General features: G+C 70.7%; 19 protein-coding genes. 14 read left to right on the top strand and 5 right to left on the bottom strand.

The window, feature by feature from the left end; all coding sequences use genetic code 11:
• Positions 1-75: 75 nt before the first annotated feature.
• From ACIBJB_RS31695 to ACIBJB_RS31680, 4 genes are all read right to left on the bottom strand, one after another.
• A complete protein-coding gene (locus tag ACIBJB_RS31695) occupies positions 76-987 on the bottom strand; it encodes a carbohydrate kinase (protein WP_398935596.1) in 912 nt (303 codons plus the stop codon).
• The gene (locus ACIBJB_RS31690; RefSeq protein WP_398935733.1) at positions 984-2189 is read right to left on the bottom strand and encodes a LacI family DNA-binding transcriptional regulator; all 1206 of its coding nucleotides are present in this window, start codon (positions 2187-2189) and stop codon (positions 984-986) included. Before ACIBJB_RS31690 ends, ACIBJB_RS31695 begins: the two co-directional genes overlap by 4 nt.
• A gap of 135 nt (positions 2190-2324) precedes the next feature.
• Entirely contained in the window at positions 2325-3281 is a 957-nt protein-coding gene (locus ACIBJB_RS31685) for a hypothetical protein (protein ID WP_398935594.1), read from the bottom strand.
• A 213-nt stretch (positions 3282-3494) separates the two neighbouring features.
• Positions 3495-3869, bottom strand: a complete 375-nt coding sequence (locus ACIBJB_RS31680; RefSeq protein WP_398935592.1) for a response regulator — start codon at positions 3867-3869, stop codon at positions 3495-3497.
• A gap of 206 nt (positions 3870-4075) precedes the next feature.
• Between ACIBJB_RS31680 and ACIBJB_RS31675 the strand changes: the two genes are divergently transcribed.
• Together ACIBJB_RS31675 and ACIBJB_RS31670 are read left to right on the top strand one after the other, a co-directional pair.
• Positions 4076-5452: an ABC transporter substrate-binding protein gene (locus tag ACIBJB_RS31675; RefSeq protein ID WP_398935590.1), complete on the top strand. Its 1377-nt coding sequence runs from the start codon at positions 4076-4078 to the stop codon at positions 5450-5452.
• A gap of 194 nt (positions 5453-5646) precedes the next feature.
• Complete coding sequence (locus ACIBJB_RS31670) at positions 5647-8388, top strand: nitrate- and nitrite sensing domain-containing protein (RefSeq protein WP_398935587.1); 2742 nt, start codon at positions 5647-5649, stop codon at positions 8386-8388.
• Between the two features lie 108 nt (positions 8389-8496).
• On the opposite strand, the gene ACIBJB_RS31665 is transcribed toward ACIBJB_RS31670, so the two are convergent.
• The gene (locus tag ACIBJB_RS31665) at positions 8497-8658 is read right to left on the bottom strand and encodes a hypothetical protein (RefSeq protein ID WP_398935585.1); all 162 of its coding nucleotides are present in this window, start codon (positions 8656-8658) and stop codon (positions 8497-8499) included.
• 246 nt (positions 8659-8904) lie between these two features.
• Here ACIBJB_RS31665 and ACIBJB_RS31660 point away from each other — a divergent pair, with 246 nt between their 5' ends.
• The 12 genes from ACIBJB_RS31660 to pgi all read left to right on the top strand — a co-directional run bounded on the left by ACIBJB_RS31660 (position 8905) and on the right by pgi (position 24452).
• Positions 8905-9579: a response regulator transcription factor gene (locus ACIBJB_RS31660; protein ID WP_266525274.1), complete on the top strand. Its 675-nt coding sequence runs from the start codon at positions 8905-8907 to the stop codon at positions 9577-9579.
• 623 nt (positions 9580-10202) lie between these two features.
• Positions 10203-12272 (top strand): excinuclease ABC subunit UvrC, encoded by a 2070-nt coding sequence (gene uvrC, locus ACIBJB_RS31655; protein ID WP_398935582.1) that lies wholly within the window; start codon positions 10203-10205, stop codon positions 12270-12272.
• The gene (rapZ, locus tag ACIBJB_RS31650; protein WP_398935580.1) at positions 12269-13228 is read left to right on the top strand and encodes an RNase adapter RapZ; all 960 of its coding nucleotides are present in this window, start codon (positions 12269-12271) and stop codon (positions 13226-13228) included. The genes uvrC and rapZ overlap by 4 nt, the downstream gene beginning before the upstream one ends.
• Positions 13225-14292 carry a uridine diphosphate-N-acetylglucosamine-binding protein YvcK gene (gene yvcK, locus ACIBJB_RS31645; RefSeq protein ID WP_398935578.1) on the top strand — a complete coding sequence of 356 codons (1068 nt, stop codon included), beginning with the start codon at positions 13225-13227 and terminating at the stop codon, positions 14290-14292. The genes rapZ and yvcK overlap by 4 nt, the downstream gene beginning before the upstream one ends.
• Positions 14283-15272 carry a DNA-binding protein WhiA gene (whiA, locus tag ACIBJB_RS31640; protein ID WP_398935575.1) on the top strand — a complete coding sequence of 330 codons (990 nt, stop codon included), beginning with the start codon at positions 14283-14285 and terminating at the stop codon, positions 15270-15272. Before yvcK ends, whiA begins: the two co-directional genes overlap by 10 nt.
• A 146-nt stretch (positions 15273-15418) precedes the next feature.
• Positions 15419-18370 (top strand): M14 family zinc carboxypeptidase, encoded by a 2952-nt coding sequence (locus ACIBJB_RS31635; protein WP_398935573.1) that lies wholly within the window; start codon positions 15419-15421, stop codon positions 18368-18370.
• 213 nt (positions 18371-18583) lie between these two features.
• Positions 18584-19594: a type I glyceraldehyde-3-phosphate dehydrogenase gene (gene gap, locus ACIBJB_RS31630; RefSeq protein WP_057618359.1), complete on the top strand. Its 1011-nt coding sequence runs from the start codon at positions 18584-18586 to the stop codon at positions 19592-19594.
• Between the two features lie 122 nt (positions 19595-19716).
• On the top strand, positions 19717-20928 hold the full coding sequence (locus tag ACIBJB_RS31625; protein ID WP_398935570.1) for a phosphoglycerate kinase: 1212 nt from the start codon (positions 19717-19719) through the stop codon (positions 20926-20928).
• A 41-nt stretch (positions 20929-20969) separates the two neighbouring features.
• Positions 20970-21725, top strand: coding sequence for a triose-phosphate isomerase (tpiA, locus tag ACIBJB_RS31620; RefSeq protein ID WP_398935731.1), 756 nt, complete (start codon positions 20970-20972; stop codon positions 21723-21725).
• A 103-nt stretch (positions 21726-21828) separates the two neighbouring features.
• Positions 21829-22059 carry a preprotein translocase subunit SecG gene (gene secG / locus ACIBJB_RS31615; RefSeq protein ID WP_069763047.1) on the top strand — a complete coding sequence of 77 codons (231 nt, stop codon included), beginning with the start codon at positions 21829-21831 and terminating at the stop codon, positions 22057-22059.
• A gap of 214 nt (positions 22060-22273) precedes the next feature.
• On the top strand, positions 22274-22609 hold the full coding sequence (locus tag ACIBJB_RS31610; protein ID WP_093836171.1) for an RNA polymerase-binding protein RbpA: 336 nt from the start codon (positions 22274-22276) through the stop codon (positions 22607-22609).
• A gap of 187 nt (positions 22610-22796) precedes the next feature.
• Entirely contained in the window at positions 22797-24452 is a 1656-nt protein-coding gene (pgi, locus tag ACIBJB_RS31605) for a glucose-6-phosphate isomerase (protein WP_398935567.1), read from the top strand.
• The last annotated feature ends 43 nt before the right edge of the window (positions 24453-24495 follow it).

The following is a 24495-nucleotide window of genomic DNA, read 5'->3' as shown; positions in this document are numbered from 1 at the left end:
CGCATCCGGAGAAGACACGCAACGAGCGGTGCCCCGCGGGACCTCCCCGCGGGGCACCGCTCGTGCCAACGGCCTCTAGAGTTCGCCCAGTTCGGACGCGTACGGCGGCTGCGCCCCCGCCCGTGAGCAGGTGATCGCGGCCGCGCGTGCCGCGAACCGCAGCAGCCGGGTCCAGTCCTCGACGCCCAGGTCCGCGAGCGCCGCCGGGGACAGCGCGTCGAGGGTCCCCAGACCGTGCAGCAGGGCCGCGTTCACGGTGTCGCCGGCGCCGATGGTGTCCACGACGTCGACCTTCTCGCCCGGCACGGCCAGCGCCGCCCCGTCCCGGGTGAACACGGTCAGCCCGTCACCGCCATGGGTGACCACGACGGCCGAGGGTCCCGAGGCCAGCCACTCGCGCGGGGTGCCGCCCAGCCACAGCGCGTCCTCCTCGGAGAGCTTGAGCAGCGACACCGACGGCAGCCAGCTCTTGAACCGGGCCCGGTAGGCGTCCGCGTCGAGGATCAGCCCGGCCCGGATGTTCGGGTCGAGCGCGGTGAACACACCCTGCGCTGCTACGGTCCGCAGCAGCTCCTCGTAGGCGCTCGCCCCCGGTTCCAGGACGAGCGAGCAGGTGCCGAAGGACACCGCGCGCGTGTCGGTCGGGAGCGAGGCGGGGGCGGCGAACAGGCGGTCGGCGGTGCCGTCGACGTAGAAGGAGTAGGCGGCCGAGCCGTTGGTGTCGATCGTGGCGACGGCGAGCGTGGTGGGTTCCGCACCGCGCTGCACGGGGGACACGTCCACCCCCGCCGCCCGCAGCCCGTCGAGCAGGGCCTCGCCGAAGGCGTCGAGCGAGGTGCGGGAGCAGAAGGCGGTGGGAGACCCGAGCCGGCCGAGGGCCACGGCGGTGTTGTAGGGGCCGCCGCCGAGCGCCGGCGTGAGGCTCGCGAGGGCGCCCCTGCCCTGCGGTACCAGGTCGATCAGGGCCTCACCGGCGACGACGATCACGAGACATTTCCTTTCTCGAACTGCGAGGACTGCGAGGACTGCGAGGACTGCGAGGACTGCGAGGGCCGCGAGGGCTGAGAACGCTGGGAAGGCCGGGAGGCCTGCGATGGCCGCCCCCGCTCCCCGGAGTCGGGGCAGCCGCATGACGTGCGGTGGACGAACGTGCAGTCGAGGCGCACGGTCCGGGCGGGCCGGTCCGGCGCGGCGAGGCGTTCCAGGAGCACACGGACCGCCTGTGCGCCGATCTCCCTGCTGGGCTGGGCGATCGCGGTGAGCCGGGGCGAGAACAGGTCGGCCCAGGCGAAGTCGTCGAAGCAGCACAGGGCGAGGTCGTCCGGTACCGACAGACCGCGGTCGCGGAGGGCGCGCAGGGTGCCGATGGTCATGGTGTTGTTGGCGGTGACGAGGGCGGTGGGCGGTGCGGCGAGGGAGAGCAGGGCGGCTGTGGCCCGTCCGGCTCCGGCCGACTCGGAGTCCCCGTGGACGACGAGGTCGTCGTCGTAGGGGAGAAGTGCGGTGGTGAGGCCCTGGCGGTATCCGGTGATCCGTTCGGCCGTGGTGCTCAGCCCGGGCAGGCCCGCCACCAGGCCGATGCGCCGGTGGCCGAGCCCGGCGAGATGAGTGACCAGCCGGGCCATCGGCCCGGTGTTCTCGGCACAGACCTGGTCGAAGCGCTGCGGGCCGTCCGCCGGGGCCCCGACCGCACCGCCGATCACACCTTCGGTCACACCGCCGACCACACCTTCGATCACTCCGTCGATCACACGGTCGAGGAACACCGTCGGGACCCGGTGGCGCCCGAGATAGGAGACGAGCTCGCGTGGGTCCGCCGAGGGCGCGACGATCATGCCGTCCACCCGTCTCTCGTGCAGCAGCTGGACGACCTTGCACTCGTGGTCGGGATCGTCGTGCGGATCGGCGATGAGCAGGCTGTAGCCGTGTTCCAGCGCACCCGCCTCGACGCCCTGGAGGATCTCCGTGAAGTAGGGGTTGCTGATCGCCGACACCGCGAGCCCGATGGAGCGGGTGCGGGAGGTCACCAGGGAGCGGGCGAGCGTGTTGGGCGTGTAGCCGAGCTCGTCGACGGCGTCCAGCACGGCCTGGCGGGTGTGGGGCAGGACCGGCCGGGTGCCGTTGAGGACGTGCGAGACGGTCGCCACGGACACCCCCGCGCTGCGTGCCACGTCGGCCATGGTCGGCATCGGGTTCCCCTCCCGGAAGGACGCCCACAGGGCACCGGAACGGCGGCCCATGGCCCGGAAGGTATCCCATTCAGCAGCGCACGTAAACGCTTGCGCAAACGTTTACGTGCCGTCACCGAGCTGACGTCGTCCCACTCACTCCCAGTCCCACCCGATCCCCACCACCCCCGACCGCACCCGCGGCTCGACGAGGTGCACCGAGTGGTGGTGGCCGGTGAGGGCCAGTTCCTGGCGGCCGCTGCGGGGAGCCGCGGGGGAGTGCTGGATGAAGCGGTGGCAGCGCAGGGGCAGGGCGTTCTCGTCGAAGCGCACCTGGAGCGCGTACTGACCGCCCGGTGAGCCGAAGCCGCGGACGTACTCGCGGGACACTCCGGCCGTGCCGTCCTCGACGCAGTAGCGGAACAGGAAGGTGTCACCCGCGCGCAGCCGGGCGTCGAGGAGCAGCTCGGCGACGAGCACCCCCGTGTCGTGGTGCGAACGGACGCGTCCCGTACGGCAGTTCTCCAGGGCGTGCACGGTCATGAGCTCGGGCCTGCACCCCGGGTCGCCGTGGTGGACGGCCATGAAACGGTCGACGCCCTCTCGGTGGGCGCGCACGATGTGGTGGGACTCGCGGCCGCGCAGCTCGCGGCGCGCCCCGATGTCTATCCGCTCGTGGTGGCCGAGCGTGTGCAGCCCGCCGTCGGGCGGTGAGTCCAGCTCGCCCAACAGCTGTTCGAGGACGTCCGAGGCCGCGAGGAGGGAGCGGTAGGAACGGGCCGCGGGCCGCACGGCGGCCGACCGGTCGTCGTGCTCGGCGAGCAGCCTGATCAGCGATTCCTCCGGCAGCTGCAGGATCTCCTCCAGCGCCCGTACGGCCCGCAGCGACTCGGGACGCTGCGGGCGCCGGGCACCCTGCTGCCAGTAACTCAGGCTGGTGACGCCCACCCTGACCCCGTACCGCGTCAGATGGTGCTGGACGCGCTGCAGCGGCAGCCCCCGAGCGGCGATCGCGGCGCGCAGCGCGACGTGGAAGGGGCCGCCTCGCAGTGCCGTGTCCAGTTCCGCTTCGGTGACGGTCGCGACGTCCGCGTGCTGTGTGGCGTGCGGCATGCAGGGGCCTTTCTGTGCAGGTCCGGGCGGCTGGTCAGGCCGATCCTGAGGGTGCGTCGGGGCCGTGCGCGGCAGTGCCGCAAGGAGGCTTCACATCCGTACGCCGTCGTTGCCGGCCCCGAGCTCCCCCGCATTGAAGCGTGTTGACCAAGTCCCGACAACACTTGCCGCCGAACGATGGCGCACTCCCGGCCGGAAGGCGGCCCCTTTGTTTCAGCCGGGCGGGGCCTCTCTGCCACCGCCCAGCAACTCCCTGATCGCCCGCCCCGACAGCGCCGACTTGGGCAGAAAGCCGCGCGCCGGACTGCCCGTGACCAGCTCCTCGACGTCGTCCAGCGCGTGCGTGGAGATCAGGATGATGACGCAGGAGACAGTGCGGGCCAGCTCCACCGCCACGTCGAACCCGCTCTCGCCGTCGAGGTCGAGATCGACCAGGACGACGTCCGGGGTCAGCTCCGCGGCCCGTGCCAGAGCCTCGGTACCCGACAGTGCGACGCCGACGACAGGTATCCCGTCGCGTTCCAGCAGGCTACGCGCGGCCTCCAGGAAGCGGATGCTGTCATCGACGAGAAGACAGCGCATGGACATGCGCACAGGGTCCCAACCCTGCGGGGATTGCGCTTTCCGGCTACCCGGAAGAGTCGGGACGGATTGCTTCCCGACACCTGGAACGTGCTCAAGTCCTGTGTCGAATATGTCAGTTCCCGCTCACCCAGCGCAGCGAGAGGTCACGGGCGGTAGCATGTGGGCTGCCCTGGGGAGGCCGTGCGAGTCCGGTCGAGTGGGGGTGCGTGATGAGGAAACCGCTCGCAAACGTCGTAAGGGGCCGCCGCGCTCTGGTCGCGGGCCTGACGGCGGTCGCGCTGCTGCTCACCGCGTGCGGCGGCGGGGGAGACGACGGCGACCGGAGTGAGCGGACCGGCGCCGACACCACCTGTGACGGCAGGATCGACGGCACCGCGCAGGTCACCGTGTGGTTCCACGCGGGGCCGAGCGCCGAGTACACCACGCTGCGCCGCCAGGTCCAGGACTTCAACAGGGCGCAGCGGGAGGTGCGGATCGAGGTCGTCACCCTGCCCGAGCAGCGGCCGTACAACGAACTGGTGCTCTCCGCCGCGGCCAGCGGCGACCTGCCCGACCTGCTCGACTTCGACGGCCCCAGGCTCTACAGCTACGCCTGGTCCGGCAGGATCAAGCCGATCGACTCCTGTCTGTCCGACGGCCTGCGCAAGGACCTGCTGCCCTCGATCCGCCAACAGGGCACCTACGCGGGGAGGTTGTACGGGATCGGCACCTTCGACTCCGGGCTCGGACTCTATGTGCGGCCGTCGGTGCTGAAGAAGGCCCATGTCCGTATTCCCCAGGACGCCGAGGACGCCTGGACCGCCCGCGAGTTCGCGGACATCCTGCGCACCCTGCGCAAGGCGGGGTACCGGTATCCGCTCGACATGGGCCTCGTCGACGCGAAACCCGGCGAGGAGTGGAGCACCTACGGCTTCGCGCCCGCGGTGTGGTCGGCGGGCGGCGATCTCATCGACCCCAGGACGTTCCGGACCGCCGACGGCTTCCTGAACGGACCCGAGTCGGTCCAGGCGCTCACCACCTTGCAGGACTGGGTGGAGGAGGGGCTCGTCGAGCCCGGCAAGAGCGAACACGCCTTCGTCCAGGAGCGCAGTGTCATCTCCTGGACAGGCCACTGGTGGTACCCGGACTACGCCAGGACGTTCCCCGGTGACCTGGCGATCGTGCCGCTGCCCGACTTCGGCGAGGGCACCGTGACCGGGATGGGCTCCTGGCAGTGGGGCGTGACCTCGGGCGGGGCCGACGGCGACGCCGTATGGCGCTTCCTCGCCTATCTGCTGAAGCCGGACCAGATCCACCGGATGAGCGTGGCCAACGGCGCGATCCCGGCCACGCACAGCGCGGTGAAGCTCTCCCCGGAGTACGCCGAGGGCGGTGCCGAGCGCCTGTTCATCGAGCAGTTGACGGACGGAGTGGCCCGGCCGAGGCCACGCACCCCCGCCTACCCGGCGATCACCGAGGCGTTCTCCCGGGCCTTCCCGAAGATCATGATCGACAGGGCTCCGGTGAAGGCCACGCTCGACGAGGCGGTCGAGGCCATCGACAAGGACCTCGCCGCCCACGACGGTTACCCGAAGGGCGGATCGTGAGCCGCCGCCGTGCCGGGTCGCGTGGCTCCCTGAACACATGGACGCCAGCGGAGTTCGCGGGCATGCTGAAGAGGCCGGGCCACGACCGACCGTGCCCTGCACGGGCGTGTGAAAGCGCCCTCCACAGAGGGGTGTTTCGCATGACGGAACCCGACGGCACCACGCACGGAAGCGCCGGCGCCTGAGGCCCTGTCATGCGCCGCTCACCGCTCAGACGAAGCTCCGGGGCCCCGCCACACGTCCCGCTGCTCGCCCGGCTGCGCGTCGGCCGGAAGCTGATGCTGCTGGTCCTGCTGCCGGTGACCGGGCTGCTCGCCTTCACCGCCTTCAGCGCGGTCGCGCAGTGGCGGGAAGCGCGCACCCTGCGCGACTTCCACACCGGCACCGAGGTGTCGTTCGCGACGGCCGAGGTCACCGACGCCGTCGCGGGCGAGCGGCTCGCCGCCGTCGAGGCCCGGCTGCGCCCCGGCCCGGACCCGCCGGCGGAGCGGACCGAGGCCGAACGCGCCACCGACCGGGCCCTGGAGCGCGCCGTGACCCGCGCCGCCTCGTGGTCCGGATCCGACGTCGCCGGTGACCTCGACGCCCTCGGCCGTCAACTGCACTCTCTGCGCGTCCAGATCGCCACCGGCTCGCTCACCGCCCCCGACATCGCGGAGCAGTACGGCAGCGTCGAGGCCACCCTGCTCCACGACGTCACCGCGCTCGAAGCCGGCCGCCCCACCCGGGCCTCCGGCCGCGCCGCCGACGCCCACATCGCCCTCCTGCGCGCCATCGAGGCCGCCGACCGGGAACAGGCGGAGGTCGCCGCCCTGCTCGCCGGTCCCGCAGGCCGGCCCACCGGCGCCGGACGCTGGCCCGCGCTCGAGATGGCCCAGCTGGACGCCTTCCGGGAGAACACCTCGGCCGAACTGCGGACCCAGCTGTACGTCATCCAGTTCCGGGATCCCGGCCGGGCCGTCCGCAGGGTCCGCGACCTGCTCGCCACCGCCCGCCCGGAGACCGCCGTCTGGCCCTCGTACGAGCGCTGGCTCGCCGACTCCGGGGCCCGCATCGACTCGCTGCGCGGCATCCAGGACCGGGCCGCCCGCCAGCTCGACGCCACGGCGGGCCACGACCGCCGCGACGCGGAGGTCCGCGTGGTGCGCGACCTCACCGCCTCCCTGGCCGTGCTCGCCCTCGTCACCTTCCTCGCGCTCGCGCTCAGCAGGTCGATCACCCGGCCCCTGGGCCAGGTCGCCGCGGGCGCCCGGGCACTGTCGCACGGGGATCTCTCGTACGACATCCGGTACGCGGGCCGCGATGAACTGGGTGATGTCGCCGACACCTTCCGCGAACTGCGCGTGACCACCGAGCGGCTGGCCGCCGAGATCCGCGCCATGAACACGGCGATCGACCAGAACCGCCTCGAACACCGCGCCGACGAAGCCTCCTTCGAGGGCACGTGGAGCCAGCTGTTGGGCGGCATGAACGGCACCATGGCCTCCTTCGCGGCGGCGCATGGGCGGCGAGAGGAGGCCGAGCAGGAACTGGCGAGCATCTTCAACCTCTCGCTGGACCTGCTCTGCATCAGCGGGACCGACGGCTACTTCAAGCGGGTCAACCCGGCCTTCGAGCGCATCCTGGGTCACCCGCGCGAGACGATCCTGTCGATGCCGTTCATCGAGTTCGTGCACGAGGACGACCGGGACACCACCCGTGCGGCCCTCGCACGACTGGCCGACGGCGTCGAGGTGGCCGAGTTCGAGAACCGCTACCTGCGCGCGGACGGCACCGAGTGCTGGCTGCAGTGGAGCGCCCGGCCGGTACCGGAACAGGGCCTCGTCTACGCCACCGCCCGTGACGTCACCGAGAGCCGCCGCACCGCCCGGGAACAGGCCGCCCTGCGCCGGGTCGCCACCCTGGTGGCCCACGGCGCCCCGCCGTCCGAGGTGTTCACGAGGGTGGCCGAGGAGGTGGGGGACCTGCTGGACACCACCGCGGCCGTCCTGCGGCAGGAACCCGACGGCAGCCGGACGGTCCTCGGGACGGTGCTCGGCATCCCGGAAGAACTCGAGGAGGCCACGCGCAAGGGGCGCGGCGAGGCGGGATACGAGGCGATCGACGCGGTCACCCGGACCCGGCGCGCCGCCCACGTCGGCCACGCCGTGGGCGCGCCCATCGTCGTCGACGACCGGCTGTGGGGCTTCGTCGTCGCGGCCTCTCCGCTGGAGTTGCTGCCGGTGGGTACCGAGTCGCGGCTGGCCGACTTCACCGGCCTCGTCGCCACCGCCATCGCCAACGCCGACAGCCGCGACCAGCTGAGAGCCTCACGCGCGCGCGTGGTGGCCGCGGCGGACGCCTCCCGGCGGCGCATCGAGCGCGATCTGCACGACGGGGTCCAGCAGCGGCTCGTCGCCCTCCAGCTCGATCTGCGGCTCGCCGAGACCCTGGTGACCGACCGGTCCTCGGAGCTCGCCGAACAGCTCGTACATGTCGGCAAGGGCCTCGACGACGCCTTCCAGGACCTGCTCCAGGTGGCCCGGGGCATCCACCCGGCCATCCTCTCCAAAGGCGGCCTCGGGCCCGCCCTGCGCTCCCTGGCCCGCCGCTCCGCCCTCCCCGTCGAGCTCGACCTGAAGCTGCCCGCGGCCCGGCTGCCGGAACACCTGGAGGTGGCCGCCTACTACGTGACCTCCGAATGCCTCACCAACGCGGCGAAGCACGCGCACGCGCGCGTGGTGGAGGTCTCGGCAAAGATCCGGGGCGGCGTCCTGGAGCTGACCATCCGCGACGACGGCGCCGGAGGCGCCGAGCCGGGACGCGGTTCCGGGCTGATCGGTCTCATCGACCGGGTCGAGGCGATCGGCGGCAAGCTGGCGGTCAGCAGCCCGCCCGGCGAGGGCACGACCATGGACGTGCGGCTGCCCCTGGGCGGGCCCTCGCCGGACCGGTGACCGCCCGGGGCGCACGCCGGGGAGTTCGTCCAGGTGGGGGAGCCTGAACTGGGTGACGTCGCGTACGCGCCGGGCGGTCCTGTCGGACGGAGAGGCATCCGTCCGGCTCTAGAGGCGGTGGGTGCCGCCGTTCTGTGCGGTCTGCAGGCGCTTGGCACGCACGATGTCCGGGTCCCTCGGGTCCAGGACACCGACCGTGTCGTACGCCTCGTCCGGGTACCGACGGGCACGGACCGGCCGCCGTCGCTTCTCGATCCGTGTCCGCCACATGTCCCGCACCTTTCGGCCGTGCGACCTTCCGTCCCTCGCCCGGGACGGCCGGTCGGACTGCATCTGCACTGGTTCGAGAATCGCCCGAACACGTCCTGATGTCGTCACGGCAGGCCTCCAATTCCGCTTCCGGCTAGCCGTAAACCCGAGGGTGGGGCAGGCTGTTGGGGCGCGGGCAGAGGGCGGGGCGGGGGGAGGCCCGACCTTGGCCGACGCACCGCACAGGCCGGGCGAGGGGGCTGGGGCATGGACGACGCATCGCAGCAGCCGGCACGGGGACGGGTCGTCCTCGCCGACGACGACATCCTGCTCAGGGAGGGTCTCGCCAGCCTGTGCGAGCGCGTCGGATACCAGGTCGCGGGCCAGGCCGGGGACGCCGTCCGGCTCCTGGAACTGGTCGACGAGGAACGCCCCGAACTGGCGATCGTCGACATAAGGATGCCTCCTGACCACTCGACCGAAGGCCTCAAGGCCGCCCGTACCATCCGTGAGCGCCACCCCGACACCGGCATTCTTGTGCTGTCCGCGTTCGTCGAGGTCGAGGACGCCCTGGAGCTGCTGGCGAGCGGCCGCAAGGTCGGCTACCTCCTCAAGAGCCGGGTCACGGTCGTCGACGACTTCATCGAGGCCCTGGAGCGGATCCACCGGGGCGGCTCGGTGGTCGACCCCTCCCTGGTGCAGGAGCTGTTCTCCGCCCAGCGCCGCGACGACCCGCTCGCCCGTCTCAGCGCCCGCGAGCGCGAGGTCCTCGCCCTGATGGCCGAGGGCCGCTCCAACGCCGGCATCGGCCGCCGCCTGTGGGTCACCGAGGGCACCGTCGAGAAACACGTCCGCAGCATCCTCGGCAAACTCGCCCTCACGGAGGACACCGACGACCACCGCCGGGTGCTGGCGGTGCTGACGTTCCTGGAGTCCCGCTAGGGCCTGGCCGGCGGACAGGGGGAAGGGCGCCGGTGTCGTTCACGGACCCGCCGTTCGCGGCCGTGATCCGACTCCGGCTCGGAGGGGCGCTGGGAGGAAGGCCGCGACCGGTGAGGCAGCCGGTGACCGCCTCGGCGGGTGCCGACGGCGTGGGGATCTCCAGGCTGACGGCCAGGTCGTCGATGCGGACCACGAGTTCCATGAGGCGGGCGCGAACGGCGTCGAACGCCTCGGCCAGGACGTCGGGCCCACCGGCCGCCTCCCGACCTCCCACGTCACGGATCCCGGGCGGCACCGCATCGTCCGGATCCGGTGCCGGGCCGACACCGGCCACGAAGTACGTGACCGAGCACATGGGGCCCGCCCGTCGGAACCGGCTCGATCGGCCGCCGCTCGACGTCGAGGACCGCTCGGGCCAGCTGCCCGGCCAGGCCGCTGACCCGAAACCGGTCCAGCGCGCTCGGCCGCTCCCAGCGCTCGGCCGGCGCCGGCGAGCGCACCAGCACGGACACGACCTCGGCGGTGTCTCACCCTGGCCGCCTCCGTCGGGATCCGCCCGACAGACGTTGGCCGTTGTCCACAGGCTCACCGGACTGTCAGCCCTCGCCAGTAGGGTGTGAGACATGGCCGACCCCTCCAGCTACCGCCCCAAACCAGGGGAGATCCCGGACACTCCCGGGGTGTACAGGTTCCGCGACGAGCACCGCCGGGTGATCTACGTCGGAAAGGCGAAAAGCCTGCGTCAGCGCCTGGCGAACTACTTCCAGGACCTGGCGAGCCTGCACCCCCGCACCCGCACCATGGTGACCACGGCCGCGTCCGTGGAGTGGACGGTGGTGTCCACGGAGGTCGAGGCCCTCCAGCTGGAGTACTCCTGGATCAAGGAGTTCGACCCCCGGTTCAACGTCAAGTACCGCGACGACAAGAGCTACCCGTACCTCGCGGTGACGATGAACGAGGAGTTCCCGCGTGTGCAGGTGATGCGCGGCCAGAAACGCAAGGGCGTCAGGTACTTCGGGCCGTACGGGCACGCGTGGGCGATCCGCGACACCGTCGACCTCCTCCTGCGCGTCTTCCCGGTCCGCACCTGCTCCGCCGGCGTCTTCAAGAACGCCGCCCGCACCGGCCGCCCCTGCCTCCTCGGCTACATCGGCAAGTGCTCGGCGCCCTGCGTCGACCGCGTCTCCGCCGACGAACACCGCGACCTGGCCGAGGACTTCTGCGACTTCATGGCCGGCCGCACCGGCACCTACATCCGCCGTCTCGAGCAGCAGATGACGGAGGCGGCCGAGGAGATGGAGTACGAGCGGGCGGCCCGCCTGCGCGACGACATCGGGGCCCTGAGGAAGGCCATGGAGAAGAGCGCCGTCGTGCTCGCCGACGCGACCGACGCCGACCTGATCGCGGTCGCCGAGGACGAGCTGGAGGCCGCCGTCCAGATCTTCCACGTACGCGGCGGACGCGTCCGGGGCCAGCGCGGCTGGGTCACCGACAAGGTCGAGGAGATCACCACCGGCGCCCTCGTCGAGCACGCCCTCCAGCAGCTCTACGGCGAGGAGAAGGGGGACTCGGTCCCCAAGGAGGTCCTCGTCCCGGCCCTGCCCGAGCCGGTCGAGCCCGTCCAGGAGTGGCTCGCCGAACGGCGCGGGTCGGGCGTCTCCCTGCGCATCCCGCAGCGCGGCGACAAGAAGGCCCTCATGGAGACCGTGCAGCGCAACGCCCAGCAGGCACTCGTCCTCCACAAGACCAAGCGCGCTTCCGACCTGACCACGCGCTCGCGTGCCCTGGAGGAGATCGCCGAGGCCCTCGACCTGGACAGCGCGCCGCTGCGGATCGAGTGCTACGACATCTCCCACCTCCAGGGCGACGACGTGGTCGCGTCCATGGTCGTCTTCGAGGACGGACTCCAGCGCAAGAGCGAGTACCGCCGCTTCCAGATCAAAGGCTTCGCGGGACAGGACGACGTCCGGTCCATGCACGAGGTGATCTCCCGCCGGTTCCGGCGCTACCTCGCCGAGAAGGAGAAGACGGGCGAGTGGGTGGACGACCTTCCCGAGGAGGGCACCCCTGAGGAGGGCATCCCCGAGAACGGCCTCAAGGACGACGACGGCCGCCCCAAGAAGTTCGCCTACCCGCCCCAGCTCGTCGTCGTCGACGGCGGACAGCCCCAGGTCGCCGCCGCCAAGAAGGCCCTGGACGAGCTCGGCATCGACGACATCGCCGTCTGCGGCCTCGCCAAGCGCCTGGAGGAGGTCTGGCTGCCGGACGACGACGACCCGGTCGTGCTGCCCCGCACCAGCGAAGGCCTGTACCTTCTGCAGCGGGTCCGTGACGAGGCCCACCGCTTCGCGATCTCCTACCAGCGCACCAAGCGGGCCCAGCGCTTCCGGTCGAGCCCGCTCGACGACGTCCCCGGGCTGGGGGACACGCGCAAGCAGGCCCTGCTGAAACATTTCGGGTCCTTGAAGAAACTACGATCCGCCACCATCGACCAGATCTGCGAGGTCCCCGGCATAGGCCGCAAGACGGCCGAGACGATCGCCGTGGCCCTCGCCCAGGCGGCCCCGGCCGCGCCCGCCGTGAACACGGCGACTGGAGAGATCATGGATGAGGAGGAACCCGGCACCACGGGTTCCGGTGGGGAACCCGTGACGGCGGGTGCCCCGGACGAACGACGGGGGCAGGAGACATGAATGTGAACGAGCACGAAGAACCACAGGAACAGGGCGGAGAAGACGCTCAGGTGAGTACCGGCGCGCCCGCCGATGCGGCCGGAGTCCCGGAGGCGGCCATCCCCGAGCTGGTGATCATCTCCGGGATGTCCGGCGCCGGGCGCTCGACCGCCGCGAAGTGTCTGGAGGACCTCGGCTGGTTCGTCGTGGACAACCTCCCGCCCGCGCTGATCCCCACCATGGTGGAGCTCGGCGCCCGCTCCCAGGGCAATGTCGCGCGGATCGCCGTGGTCGTCGACGTCCGCGGCCGGCGCTTCTTCGACAACCTCCGCGAGTCCCTCGCCGACCTGGCGTCCAAGCACGTCACCCGGCGGATCGTCTTCCTGGAGTCCTCCGACGAGGCCCTGGTGCGCCGTTTCGAGTCCGTGCGCCGCCCGCACCCCCTCCAGGGCGACGGCCGCATCGTCGACGGCATCGACGCCGAGCGCGAGCTCCTGCGCGAGCTGCGCGGCGACGCCGACCTGGTCATCGACACCTCCAGCCTCAACGTGCACGAGCTGCGCGCCAAGATGGACGCCCAGTTCGCCGGAGAGGAGGAGCCCGAGCTCAGGGCCACCGTGATGTCCTTCGGCTTCAAGTACGGCCTCCCGGTCGACGCCGACCTGGTCGCGGACATGCGGTTCCTGCCCAATCCGCACTGGGTCCCGGAGCTGCGCCCCTTCACCGGCCTCAACGAGGAGGTGTCGGCGTACGTCTTCAACCAGCCCGGCGCCAAGGAGTTCCTCGACCGCTACGCCGAGCTGCTGCGCCTCATCGCGGCCGGCTACCGCCGCGAGGGCAAGCGGTACGTGACCATCGCCATCGGCTGCACCGGCGGCAAGCACCGCTCGGTCGCCACGTCGGAGAAGCTCGCCGCGCGCCTCGCGGCCGAGGGTGTGGAGACGGTGGTCGTACACCGGGACATGGGACGGGAATGACCGCACGTAGTCCGCGGCTGAGCAGGCTGCGCAGGGTCGTCCCCGAAGGGCGCGCGACCCGGCCCGTCGAGGCCCGGGGGGCAAGACCCCGCCGGCGCGGCGCCCAGCCCAAGGTGGTCGCGCTCGGCGGTGGCATGGGCCTGTCCGCCTCGCTCGCCGCACTGCGCCGGATCACCGGCGACCTCACCGCCGTCGTCACCGTGGCCGACGACGGCGGCTCCAGCGGGCGCCTGCGCGACGAGCTGGGCGTCCTGCCGCCCGGCGACCTGCGCAAGGCGCTGGCCGCGCTGTGCGGTGACGACGACTGGGGCCAGACCTGGGCCCGGGTCATCCAGCACCGCTTCCAGTCCAAGGGCGACCTGCACGAACACGCGGTCGGCAACCTGCTGATCGTCGCCCTGTGGGAGCAGCTCGGCGACCATGTCCAGGCCCTCGACCTGGTCGGCAGACTCCTCGGCGCGCACGGGCGGGTGCTGCCCATGTCCGCCGTACCCCTGGAGCTCCAGGCCCTGGTCAAGGGGCACGATCCGGACCGGCCCGAGGACGTGGAGACCGTAAGGGGACAGGCAACGGTGGCCCTGACCCCGGGTGAGGTGCAGTCGGTGCATGTCGTGCCGCACGACCCGCCCGCGGTCCCCGAGGCGGTGGAGGCGGTCCGGGAAGCGGACTGGGTGGTCCTCGGACCCGGCTCGTGGTTCTCCTCGGTCATCCCGCATCTGCTGGTGCCCGAACTTCTGGACGCCCTCACCCAGACGAAGGCGCGCCGGGTACTCTCCCTGAACCTCGCACCGCAGCCGGGAGAAACCGATGGCTTCTCCCCGCAGCGTCATTTGGAGGTTTTGGGACGACACGCCCCTAAACTCGCCCTGGACGTGGTGCTGGCCGACCAGGCCGCCGTGCCCGACCGCGATTCCCTGACCGATGCCGCCAAGCGGTTCGGCGCCGCGGTCGAGCTGGCGCCGGTGGCCCGGCCCGACGGGACCCCGAGGCACGACCCGGAGCTGTTGGCCGCCGCGTACGACCGTATTTTTCGGATGCATGGAAGGATCGGCCCATGGCGATGACGGCAGCGGTGAAGGACGAGATCTCCCGGCTTCCCGTCACCCGGACCTGCTGCAGAAAGGCGGAGGTCTCCGCCATCCTGCGGTTCGCCGGCGGCCTCCACCTGGTGAGCGGGCGCATTGTGATCGAGGCGGAGCTGGACACCGCGATGGCGGCCCGCAGACTCAAGCGGGACATCCTGGAGATCTTCGGCCACAGCTCCGAACTGATCGTGATGGCACCGGGCGGACTGCGCCGCGGTTCGCGTTACGTCGTCCGGGTCGTCGCCGGCGGTGACCAGCTGGCCCGCCAGACCGGCCTGGTCGACGGCCGGGGCCGCCCGATCCGGGGGCTGCCCCCGCAGGTCGTCTCCGGTGCCACCTGTGACGCCGAGGCCGCCTGGCGCGGAGCCTTCCTGGCGCACGGCTCGCTCACCGAGCCCGGCCGCTCCTCGTCCCTTGAGGTGACCTGCCCGGGACCGGAGGCCGCGCTCGCGCTGGTCGGTGCCGCCCGGCGCCTCCAGATCCCCGCGAAGGCCCGCGAGGTCCGCGGTGTGGACCGCGTGGTCGTCCGGGACGGTGACGCGATCGGCGCTCTGCTGACCCGGCTGGGCGCCCACGAGTCGGTGCTGGCCTGGGAGGAGCGCCGGATGCGCCGCGAGGTGCGGGCCACGGCGAACCGTCTCGCCAACTTCGACGACGCCAACCTCCGCCGCTCCGCGCGCGCGGCCGTGGCAGCGGGAGCCCGGGTCCAGCGCGCCCTGGAGATCCTCGGCGACGACGTGCCAGAGCATCTCGCGGCCGCGGGCCGACTGCGCATGGACCACAAGCAGGCCTCCCTGGAGGAGCTGGGCGCGCTCGCCGACCCGCCGCTGACCAAGGACGCCGTGGCCGGCCGTATCCGCCGCCTGCTGGCCATGGCCGACAAGCGGGCCCAGGACCTGGGCATCCCGGGCACGGAGTCCAGCATCACCGAGGAGATGGCCGACAACCTGGTCGGCTGACCGCCACTCACCACGCCGGTGCCGACGCCCACTTGGGACGTCGGCACCGGCGTTTGCGGATTCGTGAGGCGCCCTTGACTTGATCATCAACTGTCATGAGCCTGGCATCTGTTCGCTGCTGTGGCGGACCACCGCAAGGGGGGCTCATGAGACGAAGAGCGAGACCGATCCTCGCCGTTGGCGCACTCCTGCTCGGCGGCGCGGGCATCGCGCCCGTCGCCCAGGCCGCGCAGAGCGCCAGTTCTCCTGATCCGAACGAAGTCAAGGTCTTCCGCGCCGAGGTGACCAGCGGGCAGGTACCCCTGCTGCTGGCGGCCGGGCAGGACGGCCACGAACTGAGCGAGCAGGTGCCGGCGAAGGGCACCGCGACCGTCGAGGTCTACCTCACCGACCAGGAGGCCCAGAAGCTCGAAGGGCAGGGCGTCGAGCTCACCGAGCACACTCTGACCGCCAAGGCCGAGGCCCGCGTGGACAAGGCCGCCGAGGGCGTGTTCCGGCCGTACAGCGGCAGCGGCGGCCTCCAGGAGGAGATCCTCGCGACCGCCCGCGCCAACCCGGGCCTCACCAAGGTCGTCTCCATCGGCAAGACCGTGAACGGCAAGGACATCCTCGCGCTCAAGCTGACCAAGAACGCGAAGAAGTCCAAGGACGGCGCCAAACCCTCCGTCCTCTACATGTCCAACCAGCACGCGCGCGAGTGGATCACGCCGGAGATGACCCGCCGGCTGCTCCACCACTACGTCGACAACTACAAGAGCGACAAGCGCGTCAAGAAGATCGTCGACTCCACCGAACTGTGGTTCGTCCTGTCGGCCAACCCCGACGGCTACGACTACACCTTCCAGAGCGACGACAACCGCCTGTGGCGCAAGAACCTGCACGACAACAACGGCGACGGCACCATCGGCGTTGGCGACGGCGTCGACCTCAACCGCAACTTCTCCTACAAGTGGGGCTACGACAACGAGGGTTCGTCCCCCAACCCCACCAGTGAGACCTACCGCGGCGCGGCCCCCTCCTCCGAGCCCGAGACCAAGGCGCTGGACGCCTTCGAGAAGCGGATCGGCTTCACGTACGGCATCAACTACCACTCCGCCGCCGAACTCCTCCTCTACGGCGTCGGCTGGCAGGTGGCCACCGACACGCCCGACGACGTCATGTACAAGGCGCTCGCCGGCACCCCGGACAACTCCGCGATACCGGGGTACCGTCCGCAGGTCTCCTCGGAGCTGTACACCACCAACGGCGAGGCGGACGGCCACGCGTCGAACCTCAACGGTCTGGCGATGTTCACCCCCGAGATGTCGACCTGCCAGACCGCCTCGGACCTCGACCCCAACGACCAGTGGAACGCGGCGGACTGCCAGTCGGTCTTCAACTTCCCGGACGACGAGAAGCTGATCCAGCGGGAGTTCGAGAAGAACATCCCGTTCGCGCTCTCCGTTGCCGAGTCCGCGGCCAGGCCCGACCAGCCGACGTCGTCGCTCGGTCTGAAGGCCGCCGACTTCACCCCGAAGCCGTTCACCACGTCCTACTCGCGCGGCGCCGACCAGGAGGTCTCCGTCGTCGTACGCAAGGCGGTGCGCGACAAGGAGCTCAAGTACCGCGTCAACGGCGGCCGTACGAAGGACGAGGCGCTCAGGGCCTGGAAGGGCGGCGAGACGTACGGCGGTGAGGACAACCTGTACTTCGACGAGTACCGGGCCAAGGTCGCCGACGGCGATCCCGGCGACAAGGTCGAGGTCTGGTTCACCGGCCGGACGAAGAGCGGCAAGCCCACCTCCAGCGCGCACTTCACGTACACCGTGGCCGAGCGGCCGCGCGCGGACGTCCTCGTGGTCGCAGAGGAGGGCGCGACCGCCACACAGGCGCAGACCTACGTGGACGCCCTCAAGGCGGCCGGCCGCAGGGCGATCGTCTGGAACGTCGCCACACAGGGCGCGCCCGACGCGCTCGGCGTGCTCGACCACTTCAAGTCGGTCGTCCACTACACGGGCGCGACCGTCCCGGGCAATCCCACCCAGCTCCAGCTGCGCGCCTTCCTGAACGAGGGCGGCAAGCTGGTCGAGGCGGGCGAGCGGGCCGGCGGCAACGTCGACCTGGGCGGCGGCACCCTGTCGAACGACTTCAGCCAGTACTACCTGGGCGCCTACACCCGTACGACCCTGCCGGGCGCCACGGCCTTCCAGGGCACCGGCAAGCTCGCCGGAGCCGGCGCGAGCCTCGGCGCTGCCCCGGGCAACCCGCTGGACGCGGCCGGATCCTTCAGCGTCACCTCGGACAACCTGCCCGCGGCGACCTTCCCGCAGTTCGCGAGCTCGGGAGCGGGCACGTACCCCGGCACGCCCAACCCGTACGGACCGTACGAGGGCACCTCCATGGCGGCCGTCACGCACAGCGACTACGCCTGGAACCGCCTGGCCCGCACCATCGACCTCACCCAGGTGACCGCCGCGCAGGCGCCCACGCTGCGCACCCGGATGCTGTGGGACACCGAGGAGGGCTACGACCACGCCGTCCTGGAGGCGCACACCGCCGGGGCCGACGACTGGACCACCCTCCCCGAGAAGAACGGTGCGACCACCAACGCCGTGCCCGCCGAGTGCGAGGCCGGGTTCTTCATCGCGGCCCACCCCGCGCTCAAGCGGTATCTGACGCAGGGCACCGGCGGCTGCACGGCCTCCGGCACCAGCGGCCAGTGGAACAGCCTCACCGGGGCCTCGGCCGGCTGGCAGGAGGTCTCCTTCGACCTCTCCGCGTACGCGGGCAAGAAGGTCGAGGTGTCCTTCAGCTACATCACCGACCCCGGGTCCGGCGGTCGCGGCGTCCTCCTCGACAACACCTCCGTCGTCGTCGGCGGCCAGGCCGTCGAGACAGAGGGCTTCGAGACCTCGCTCGGCGCGTGGAGCGTGCCCGGGCCGCCCGCGGGCAGCCCCGCCGTCGTGAAGGACTGGGGGCGCGCCGGAGAGCTGTTCAAGACCTACGGAGCGGTCACCACGGACGACACCGTGCTGCTGGGCTTCGGCCTGGAGCACGTCACCGCGGCGGCCGACCGCAAGGCCGTTCTCGCCAAGGCGCTCGCGGCCATCGGCGGGTGAACCCGACGTGACCCGACGTAGTCATTTCGGGTGACCGGAGCTTTCGGTCCAGGGCGGTCCGTACCCCTACTGGCGGGTACGGACCGCCCTGCCGTGTATGGGGCATCTCGATGTCACCACGCCGGGCTCAGGGAGGTAGGGTCGGGGGTGGTCGGGGACATCCCATACAGCTCGCCGGTCTCACAGCCGGCGTACCAACGAGGAGATCGGTTCGTGACGATCCGCGTAGGCATCAACGGCTTTGGCCGCATCGGTCGTAACTACTTCCGCGCGCTGCTGGAGCAGGGTGCTGACATCGAGATCGTGGCTGTCAACGACCTGGGTGACACCGCGACCACTGCGCACCTGCTGAAGTACGACACCATTCTGGGCCGCCTCAAGGCCGAGGTGTCGCACACCGCCGACACGATCACCGTCGACGGTCACACCATCAAGGTGCTGTCCGAGCGCAACCCGGCCGACATCCCGTGGGGCGAGCTGGGCGTCGACATCGTCGTCGAGTCGACCGGCATCTTCACGAAGAAGGCCGACGCCGAGAAGCACATCGCGGGCGGCGCCAAGAAGGTCCTCATCTCGGCTCCGGCCAAGGACGAGGACATCACCATCGTGATGGGCGTCAACCAGGACAAGTACGACGCGGCCAACCACCACGTCATCTCCAACGCCTCCTGCACCACCAACTGTGTGGCGCCGATGGCCAAGGTTCTGGACGAGAACTTCGGCATCGTCAAGGGCCTGATGACGACGGTCCACGCGTACACCAACGACCAGCGGATCCTGGACTTCCCGCACTCGGACCTGCGTCGCGCCCGCGCCGCCGCCGAGAACATCATCCCGACCACGACGGGCGCCGCGAAGGCCACCGCCCTGGTCCTTCCGCAGCTCAAGGGCAAGCTGGACGGCATCGCGATGCGCGTCCCGGTCCCCACCGGCTCGGCCACCGACCTGGTCGTGACGCTGCAGCGCGAGGTCACCAAGGACGAGGTCAACGCCGCGTTCAAGAAGGCCTCCGAGGACGGCGACCTCAAGGGCTACCTGTCGTACACCGAGGACCCGATCGTCTCCTCGGACATCGTCAGCGACCCGGCCTCCTGCACCTTCGACTCCTCCCTGACCATGGTCCAGGAGGGCAACTCGGTGAAGATCCTCGGCTGGTACGACAACGAGTGGGGCTACTCCAACCGCCTCGTCGACCTCACGGTCTTCGTCGGCAACCAGCTCTGATCGACCGATCAGGCACCTAGGTGTGTGAGCAGGGCTCGGGCAGCGTGAGGACGCGTTGCCCGAGCCCTCACTCACGTGATCAGCTTTCCTACGATCCAGAGCCCTCCTCAGGAGTCCCCTTCATGAAGACGATCGACGAACTCCTCGCCGAAGGCGTGGCCGGCCGGCGGGTCTTCGTCCGCGCCGACCTCAACGTGCCGCTGTCCGGCACCACCATCACCGACGACGGCCGCATCCGCGCCGTTCTGCCGACCGTGAAGGCCCTCGCCGACGCGGGCGCCCGCGTGGTCGTCGCCTCCCACCTGGGCCGCCCCAAGGGAGCTCCGGACCCGGCCTTCTCCCTCGCCCCCGCGGCCGCCCGCCTCGGTGAACTCCTGGACGCCCCCGTGGAGTTCGCGACCGACACGGTGGGCGAGTCGGCCACCGCCACGGTCGCGGGTCTCGCCGACGGCCAGGTCGCGGTCGTCGAGAACCTCCGCTTCAACGCGGGCGAGACCTCCAAGGACGACGCCGAGCGCGGCGCCTTCGCGGACCAGCTGGCCGCTCTCGCCGATGTCTACGTCGGCGACGGCTTCGGCGCGGTCCACCGCAAGCACGCCTCGGTGTTCGACCTCCCCGCCCGGCTGCCGCACTACGCGGGCCACCTCATCGCCACCGAGGTCGGCGTCCTGAAGAAGCTCACCGACGACGTCAAGCGCCCCTACGTGGTCGTGCTCGGCGGCGCCAAGGTCTCCGACAAGCTCGCCGTCATCGACCAGCTGCTCGGCAAGGCCGACCGCATCCTCATCGGCGGGGGCATGGCCTTCACCTTCCTCAAGGCCAAGGGCCACGAGGTCGGCGCGTCCCTCCTCCAGGAGGACCAGATCCCGGCGGTCCTGGAGTACATCGAGCGCGCCGAGAAGACCGGCGTCGAACTGGTCCTGCCGGTCGACGCCGTGGTCGCCCCCGCGTTCCCGGACCTGAAGACCAAGGCCCCGGCCGACGCCACCACCGTCGCCGCCGACGCCATCCCCGCCGACCGGATGGGCCTGGACATCGGCCCGGCGTCCGGCAAGCTGTACGCCTCGAAGATCACCGACGCCGCCACCGTCTTCTGGAACGGCCCCATGGGCGTCTTCGAACACCCCGAATTCGCCGAGGGCACCAAGGCGGTCGCCCAGGCCCTCCTCGACTCCCCGGCCTTCACCGTGGTCGGCGGTGGCGACTCCGCCGCGGCCGTCCGCACCCTGGGCTTCGACGAGAACGCATTCGGCCACATCTCGACCGGTGGCGGCGCCTCCCTCGAATACCTCGAGGGCAAGACGCTCCCCGGCCTCGCCGCACTGGAGGACTGACCTACATGGCTCCATCTGTTTCGTCCGGGCGCACGCCGATCATGGCGGGCAACTGGAAGATGAACCTCAACCACCTCGAGGCCATCGCCCACGTCCAGAAGCTCGCCTTCGCCCTCGCGGACAAGGACTACGAGGCCGTCGAGGTCGCCGTCCTGCCGCCCTTCACCGACCTGCGCTCCGTGCAGACCCTGGTCGACGGCGACAAGCTCAAGATCAAGTACGGCGCCCAGGACCTCTCGGCGCACGACTCCGGCGCCTACACCGGCGAGATCTCCGGCTCGATGCTGGCCAAGCTGAAGTGCACGTATGTGGCGATCGGCCACTCCGAGCGCCGTCAGTACCACGCGGAGACCGACGAGATCGTCAACGCCAAGGTCAAGGCCGCCTACAAGCACGGCCTCACCCCGATCCTGTGCGTCGGCGAGGAACTGGACGTCCGCGAGGCGGGCCACCACGTCTCCCACACCCTCACCCAGGTCGAGGGCGGCCTCAAGGACCTCCCGGCCGAGCAGGCCGAGTCGGTCGTCATCGCCTACGAGCCGGTCTGGGCCATCGGCACCGGCAAGGTCTGCGGCGCGGAGGACGCCCAGGAGGTCTGCGCCGCCATCCGCGGCAAGATCGCCGAGCTGTACTCGCAGGAGCTGGCCGACCAGGTCCGCATCCAGTACGGCGGCTCCGTCAAGGCCGGCAACGTCGCCGAGATCATGGCGCAGGCCGACATCGACGGGGCGCTCGTGGGCGGGGCGTCACTCGACGCCGAGGAGTTCGTCAAGATCGTGCGCTTCCGGGACCAGTGAGTAGGACCTGGCGAGGATCCGTCGTACCCTTGCGGGGGCATGGCCCTGAAGGCCGTGCCCCCGTCGTTCATCCGAATCCGAGAGAGTTGGTCCAGCCGTGGTTATGGGGTTCTCGATCGCCCTGATCATCTTCAGCGGCCTGATGATGCTGCTGGTGCTCATGCACAAGGGCAAGGGCGGCGGCCTCTCCGACATGTTCGGTGGCGGTATGCAGTCCTCCGTCGGCGGCTCCTCGGTCGCCGAGCGCAACCTCGACCGGATCACCATCGTGGTCGGTCTGCTGTGGTTCGCGTGCGTCATCGTGCTCGGTCTCCTCATCAAGACGAACAGCTGAGCGGCGACGCCACACACAGCACGTACATTCCGCACGTAAGGCCCCATGTTCGGTACGCGCAGCTGAGCGCGGCCTATCATGGGGCTTGCGTCTAGGTGTGGGGGCTGTAACTCCAATCACTGGACGCGCGTTGGGCCTTACGTAGACTGAGGCGCTCGCAACGAAGCGACACGCCGACTCGCTTCGCGGCACCATCACGCAGGGAGTTACGACCGTGGCAAGTGGCAACGCGATCCGAGGTAGCCGGGTCGGGGCGGGGCCGATGGGCGAAGCCGAGCGGGGCGAGTCCGCGCCCCGTCTGCGCATCTCCTTCTGGTGCTCCAACGGGCACGAGACGCAGCCCAGCTTCGCCAGCGACGCGCAGGTCCCCGATACCTGGGACTGCCCGCGCTGCGGCTTTCCCGCCGGACAGGACCCGGACAACCCGCCGGACCCGCCGCGCACCGAGCCGTACAAGACGCACCTCGCGTATGTACGGGAGCGGCGCAGCGACGCCGACGGCGAGGCGATCCTCGCCGAGGCGCTGGCCAAACTGAGGGGCGAGATCTAGAGGCGACAGCCGGCCGGACACCGAGAGGTGCCTGGCCGGAGCGGTTTCCGGCACGGCCGACGCGCTGCGCGGGTCCGCCTTGCCCTGTTCGCGACGGACTTCTTCGTACGGTCCACCACCTGGCTGATGCGCTGATCAACTAGGTTGGACCAGCTGGCACAGGCACGAAAGAAGGCTGAAGTCGGACATGAACGCAGACGGCCGTACCAGGCTCAACCGGACGCCCGAGTGGACCGCGCTGGCCGAGCACCGCGAAGCGCTCGGCGAGGTGCGGCTGAGGGAGCTGTTCGCCGCCGATGCCGGACGCGGCACCGGGTACACACTGCGGGTCGGTGACCTGTACGTCGACTACTCCAAGCACCTCGTCACCGACGAGACGCTGCGGCTGCTGCGTGAACTCGCCGCCGCGACCGACGTCTTCGGCCTGCGGGACGCCATGTTCCGCGGCGAGAAGATCAACACGACCGAGAACCGGGCCGTGCTGCACACCGCGCTACGCGCCCCGCGGGACGCCGTGATCGAGGTCGACGGGAAGAACGTCGTACCGGGCGTGCACGCCGCACTCGACAAGATGAGCGACTTCGCGAACCGGGTCCGCTCCGGCGAGTGGACCGGCCACACCGGCAGGCGCATCAAAAACGTCGTCAACATCGGCATCGGCGGCTCCGACCTGGGCCCCGCGATGGCGTACGAGGTGCTGCGCGGCTTCACCGACCGCGACCTCACCGTCCGTTTCGTGTCGAACGTCGACGGCGCCGACCTGCACGAGGCCACCCGCGACCTGGACGCGGCCGAGACGCTGTTCGTCATCGCCTCGAAGACCTTCACCACCATCGAGACCATCACCAACGCCACCTCGGCGCGCGCGTGGCTGCTCGGTGAGCTGAAGGCGGATCAGGAGGCGGTCGCCCGGCACTTCGTGGCCCTGTCGACGAACGCCGAGAAGGTGGCGGACTTCGGCATCGACACGGCCAACATGTTCGAGTTCTGGGACTGGGTCGGCGGCCGCTACTCCTACGACTCGGCGATCGGTCTGTCGCTGATGATCGCCATCGGGCCCGAGCGCTTCCGCGAGATGCTCGACGGCTTCCACCTCGTCGACGAGCACTTCCGCACCGCCCCGGCCGAGTCCAACGTCCCCTTGCTCCTTGGCCTGTTGGGCATCTGGTACGGCAACTTCCATGATGCGCAGTCGCATGCCGTGCTGCCGTACAGCCACTACCTGTCGAAGTTCACCGCGTATCTCCAGCAGCTGGACATGGAGTCCAACGGCAAGTCGGTGGACCGTGACGGCAACCCCGTGGAGTGGCAGACCGGCCCGGTCGTGTGGGGCACGCCCGGCACCAACGGGCAGCACGCCTACTACCAGCTCATCCACCAGGGCACGAAGCTGATCCCGGCGGACTTCATCGGCTTCGCCCGGCCGGTCGCCGAGCTGTCCGACGCGCTCAGGGCGCAGCACGACCTGCTGATGGCGAACTTCTTCGCCCAGACGCAGGCGCTGGCCTTCGGCAAGACCCCGGACGAGGTGCGTGCGGAGGGGGTGACCGAGGAGCTGGTCCCGCACAAGACGTTCAAGGGGAACCACCCGACCACGACGATCCTGGCCCGCGAGCTGACCCCGTCGGTCCTCGGCCAGCTCATCGCGCTCTACGAGCACAAGGTGTTCGTCCAGGGCGCGATCTGGAACATCGACTCCTTCGACCAGTGGGGCGTCGAGCTCGGCAAGGTCCTCGCCAAGCGCGTCGAGCCGGCGCTCACGGAGGGCGCCGAGGTGCCTGGCCTGGACGCGTCCACGAAGGCCCTCGTGACGACGTACCGGGAGCTGCGCGGACGGCAGTGAGAACGCGGACGCCGGGCCCCTCCTGGGAGGGACCCGGCGTCCG

It is taken from the genome of Streptomyces sp. NPDC050759, assembly GCF_044456945.1.
In the GTDB taxonomy this organism is placed as follows: domain Bacteria; phylum Actinomycetota; class Actinomycetes; order Streptomycetales; family Streptomycetaceae; genus Streptomyces.
The sequence above is the reverse complement of the archived record's forward strand: the minus strand, read 5'-3'. Positions and strand labels throughout refer to the sequence as shown.

What these genes read in the sequence shown, in the direction of transcription:
- ACIBJB_RS31635 (WP_398935573.1), top strand. Translation starts at nt 15,419, where the DNA reads ATGAGACGAAGAGCGAGACCGATCCTCGCCGTTGGCGCACTCCTGCTC.
- uvrC (WP_398935582.1), top strand. Translation starts at nt 10,203, where the DNA reads ATGGCCGACCCCTCCAGCTACCGCCCCAAACCAGGGGAGATCCCGGAC.
- tpiA (WP_398935731.1), top strand. Translation starts at nt 20,970, where the DNA reads ATGGCGGGCAACTGGAAGATGAACCTCAACCACCTCGAGGCCATCGCC.
- ACIBJB_RS31690 (WP_398935733.1), bottom strand. Translation starts at nt 2,189, where the DNA reads ATGCCGACCATGGCCGACGTGGCACGCAGCGCGGGGGTGTCCGTGGCG.
- ACIBJB_RS31625 (WP_398935570.1), top strand. Translation starts at nt 19,717, where the DNA reads ATGAAGACGATCGACGAACTCCTCGCCGAAGGCGTGGCCGGCCGGCGG.
- ACIBJB_RS31680 (WP_398935592.1), bottom strand. Translation starts at nt 3,869, where the DNA reads ATGTCCATGCGCTGTCTTCTCGTCGATGACAGCATCCGCTTCCTGGAG.
- ACIBJB_RS31670 (WP_398935587.1), top strand. Translation starts at nt 5,647, where the DNA reads ATGCGCCGCTCACCGCTCAGACGAAGCTCCGGGGCCCCGCCACACGTC.
- rapZ (WP_398935580.1), top strand. Translation starts at nt 12,269, where the DNA reads ATGAATGTGAACGAGCACGAAGAACCACAGGAACAGGGCGGAGAAGAC.
- ACIBJB_RS31675 (WP_398935590.1), top strand. Translation starts at nt 4,076, where the DNA reads ATGAGGAAACCGCTCGCAAACGTCGTAAGGGGCCGCCGCGCTCTGGTC.
- secG (WP_069763047.1), top strand. Translation starts at nt 21,829, where the DNA reads ATGGGGTTCTCGATCGCCCTGATCATCTTCAGCGGCCTGATGATGCTG.
- ACIBJB_RS31665 (WP_398935585.1), bottom strand. Translation starts at nt 8,658, where the DNA reads ATGTGGCGGACACGGATCGAGAAGCGACGGCGGCCGGTCCGTGCCCGT.
- whiA (WP_398935575.1), top strand. Translation starts at nt 14,283, where the DNA reads ATGGCGATGACGGCAGCGGTGAAGGACGAGATCTCCCGGCTTCCCGTC.
- ACIBJB_RS31685 (WP_398935594.1), bottom strand. Translation starts at nt 3,281, where the DNA reads ATGCCGCACGCCACACAGCACGCGGACGTCGCGACCGTCACCGAAGCG.
- ACIBJB_RS31660 (WP_266525274.1), top strand. Translation starts at nt 8,905, where the DNA reads ATGGACGACGCATCGCAGCAGCCGGCACGGGGACGGGTCGTCCTCGCC.
- pgi (WP_398935567.1), top strand. Translation starts at nt 22,797, where the DNA reads ATGAACGCAGACGGCCGTACCAGGCTCAACCGGACGCCCGAGTGGACC.
- yvcK (WP_398935578.1), top strand. Translation starts at nt 13,225, where the DNA reads ATGACCGCACGTAGTCCGCGGCTGAGCAGGCTGCGCAGGGTCGTCCCC.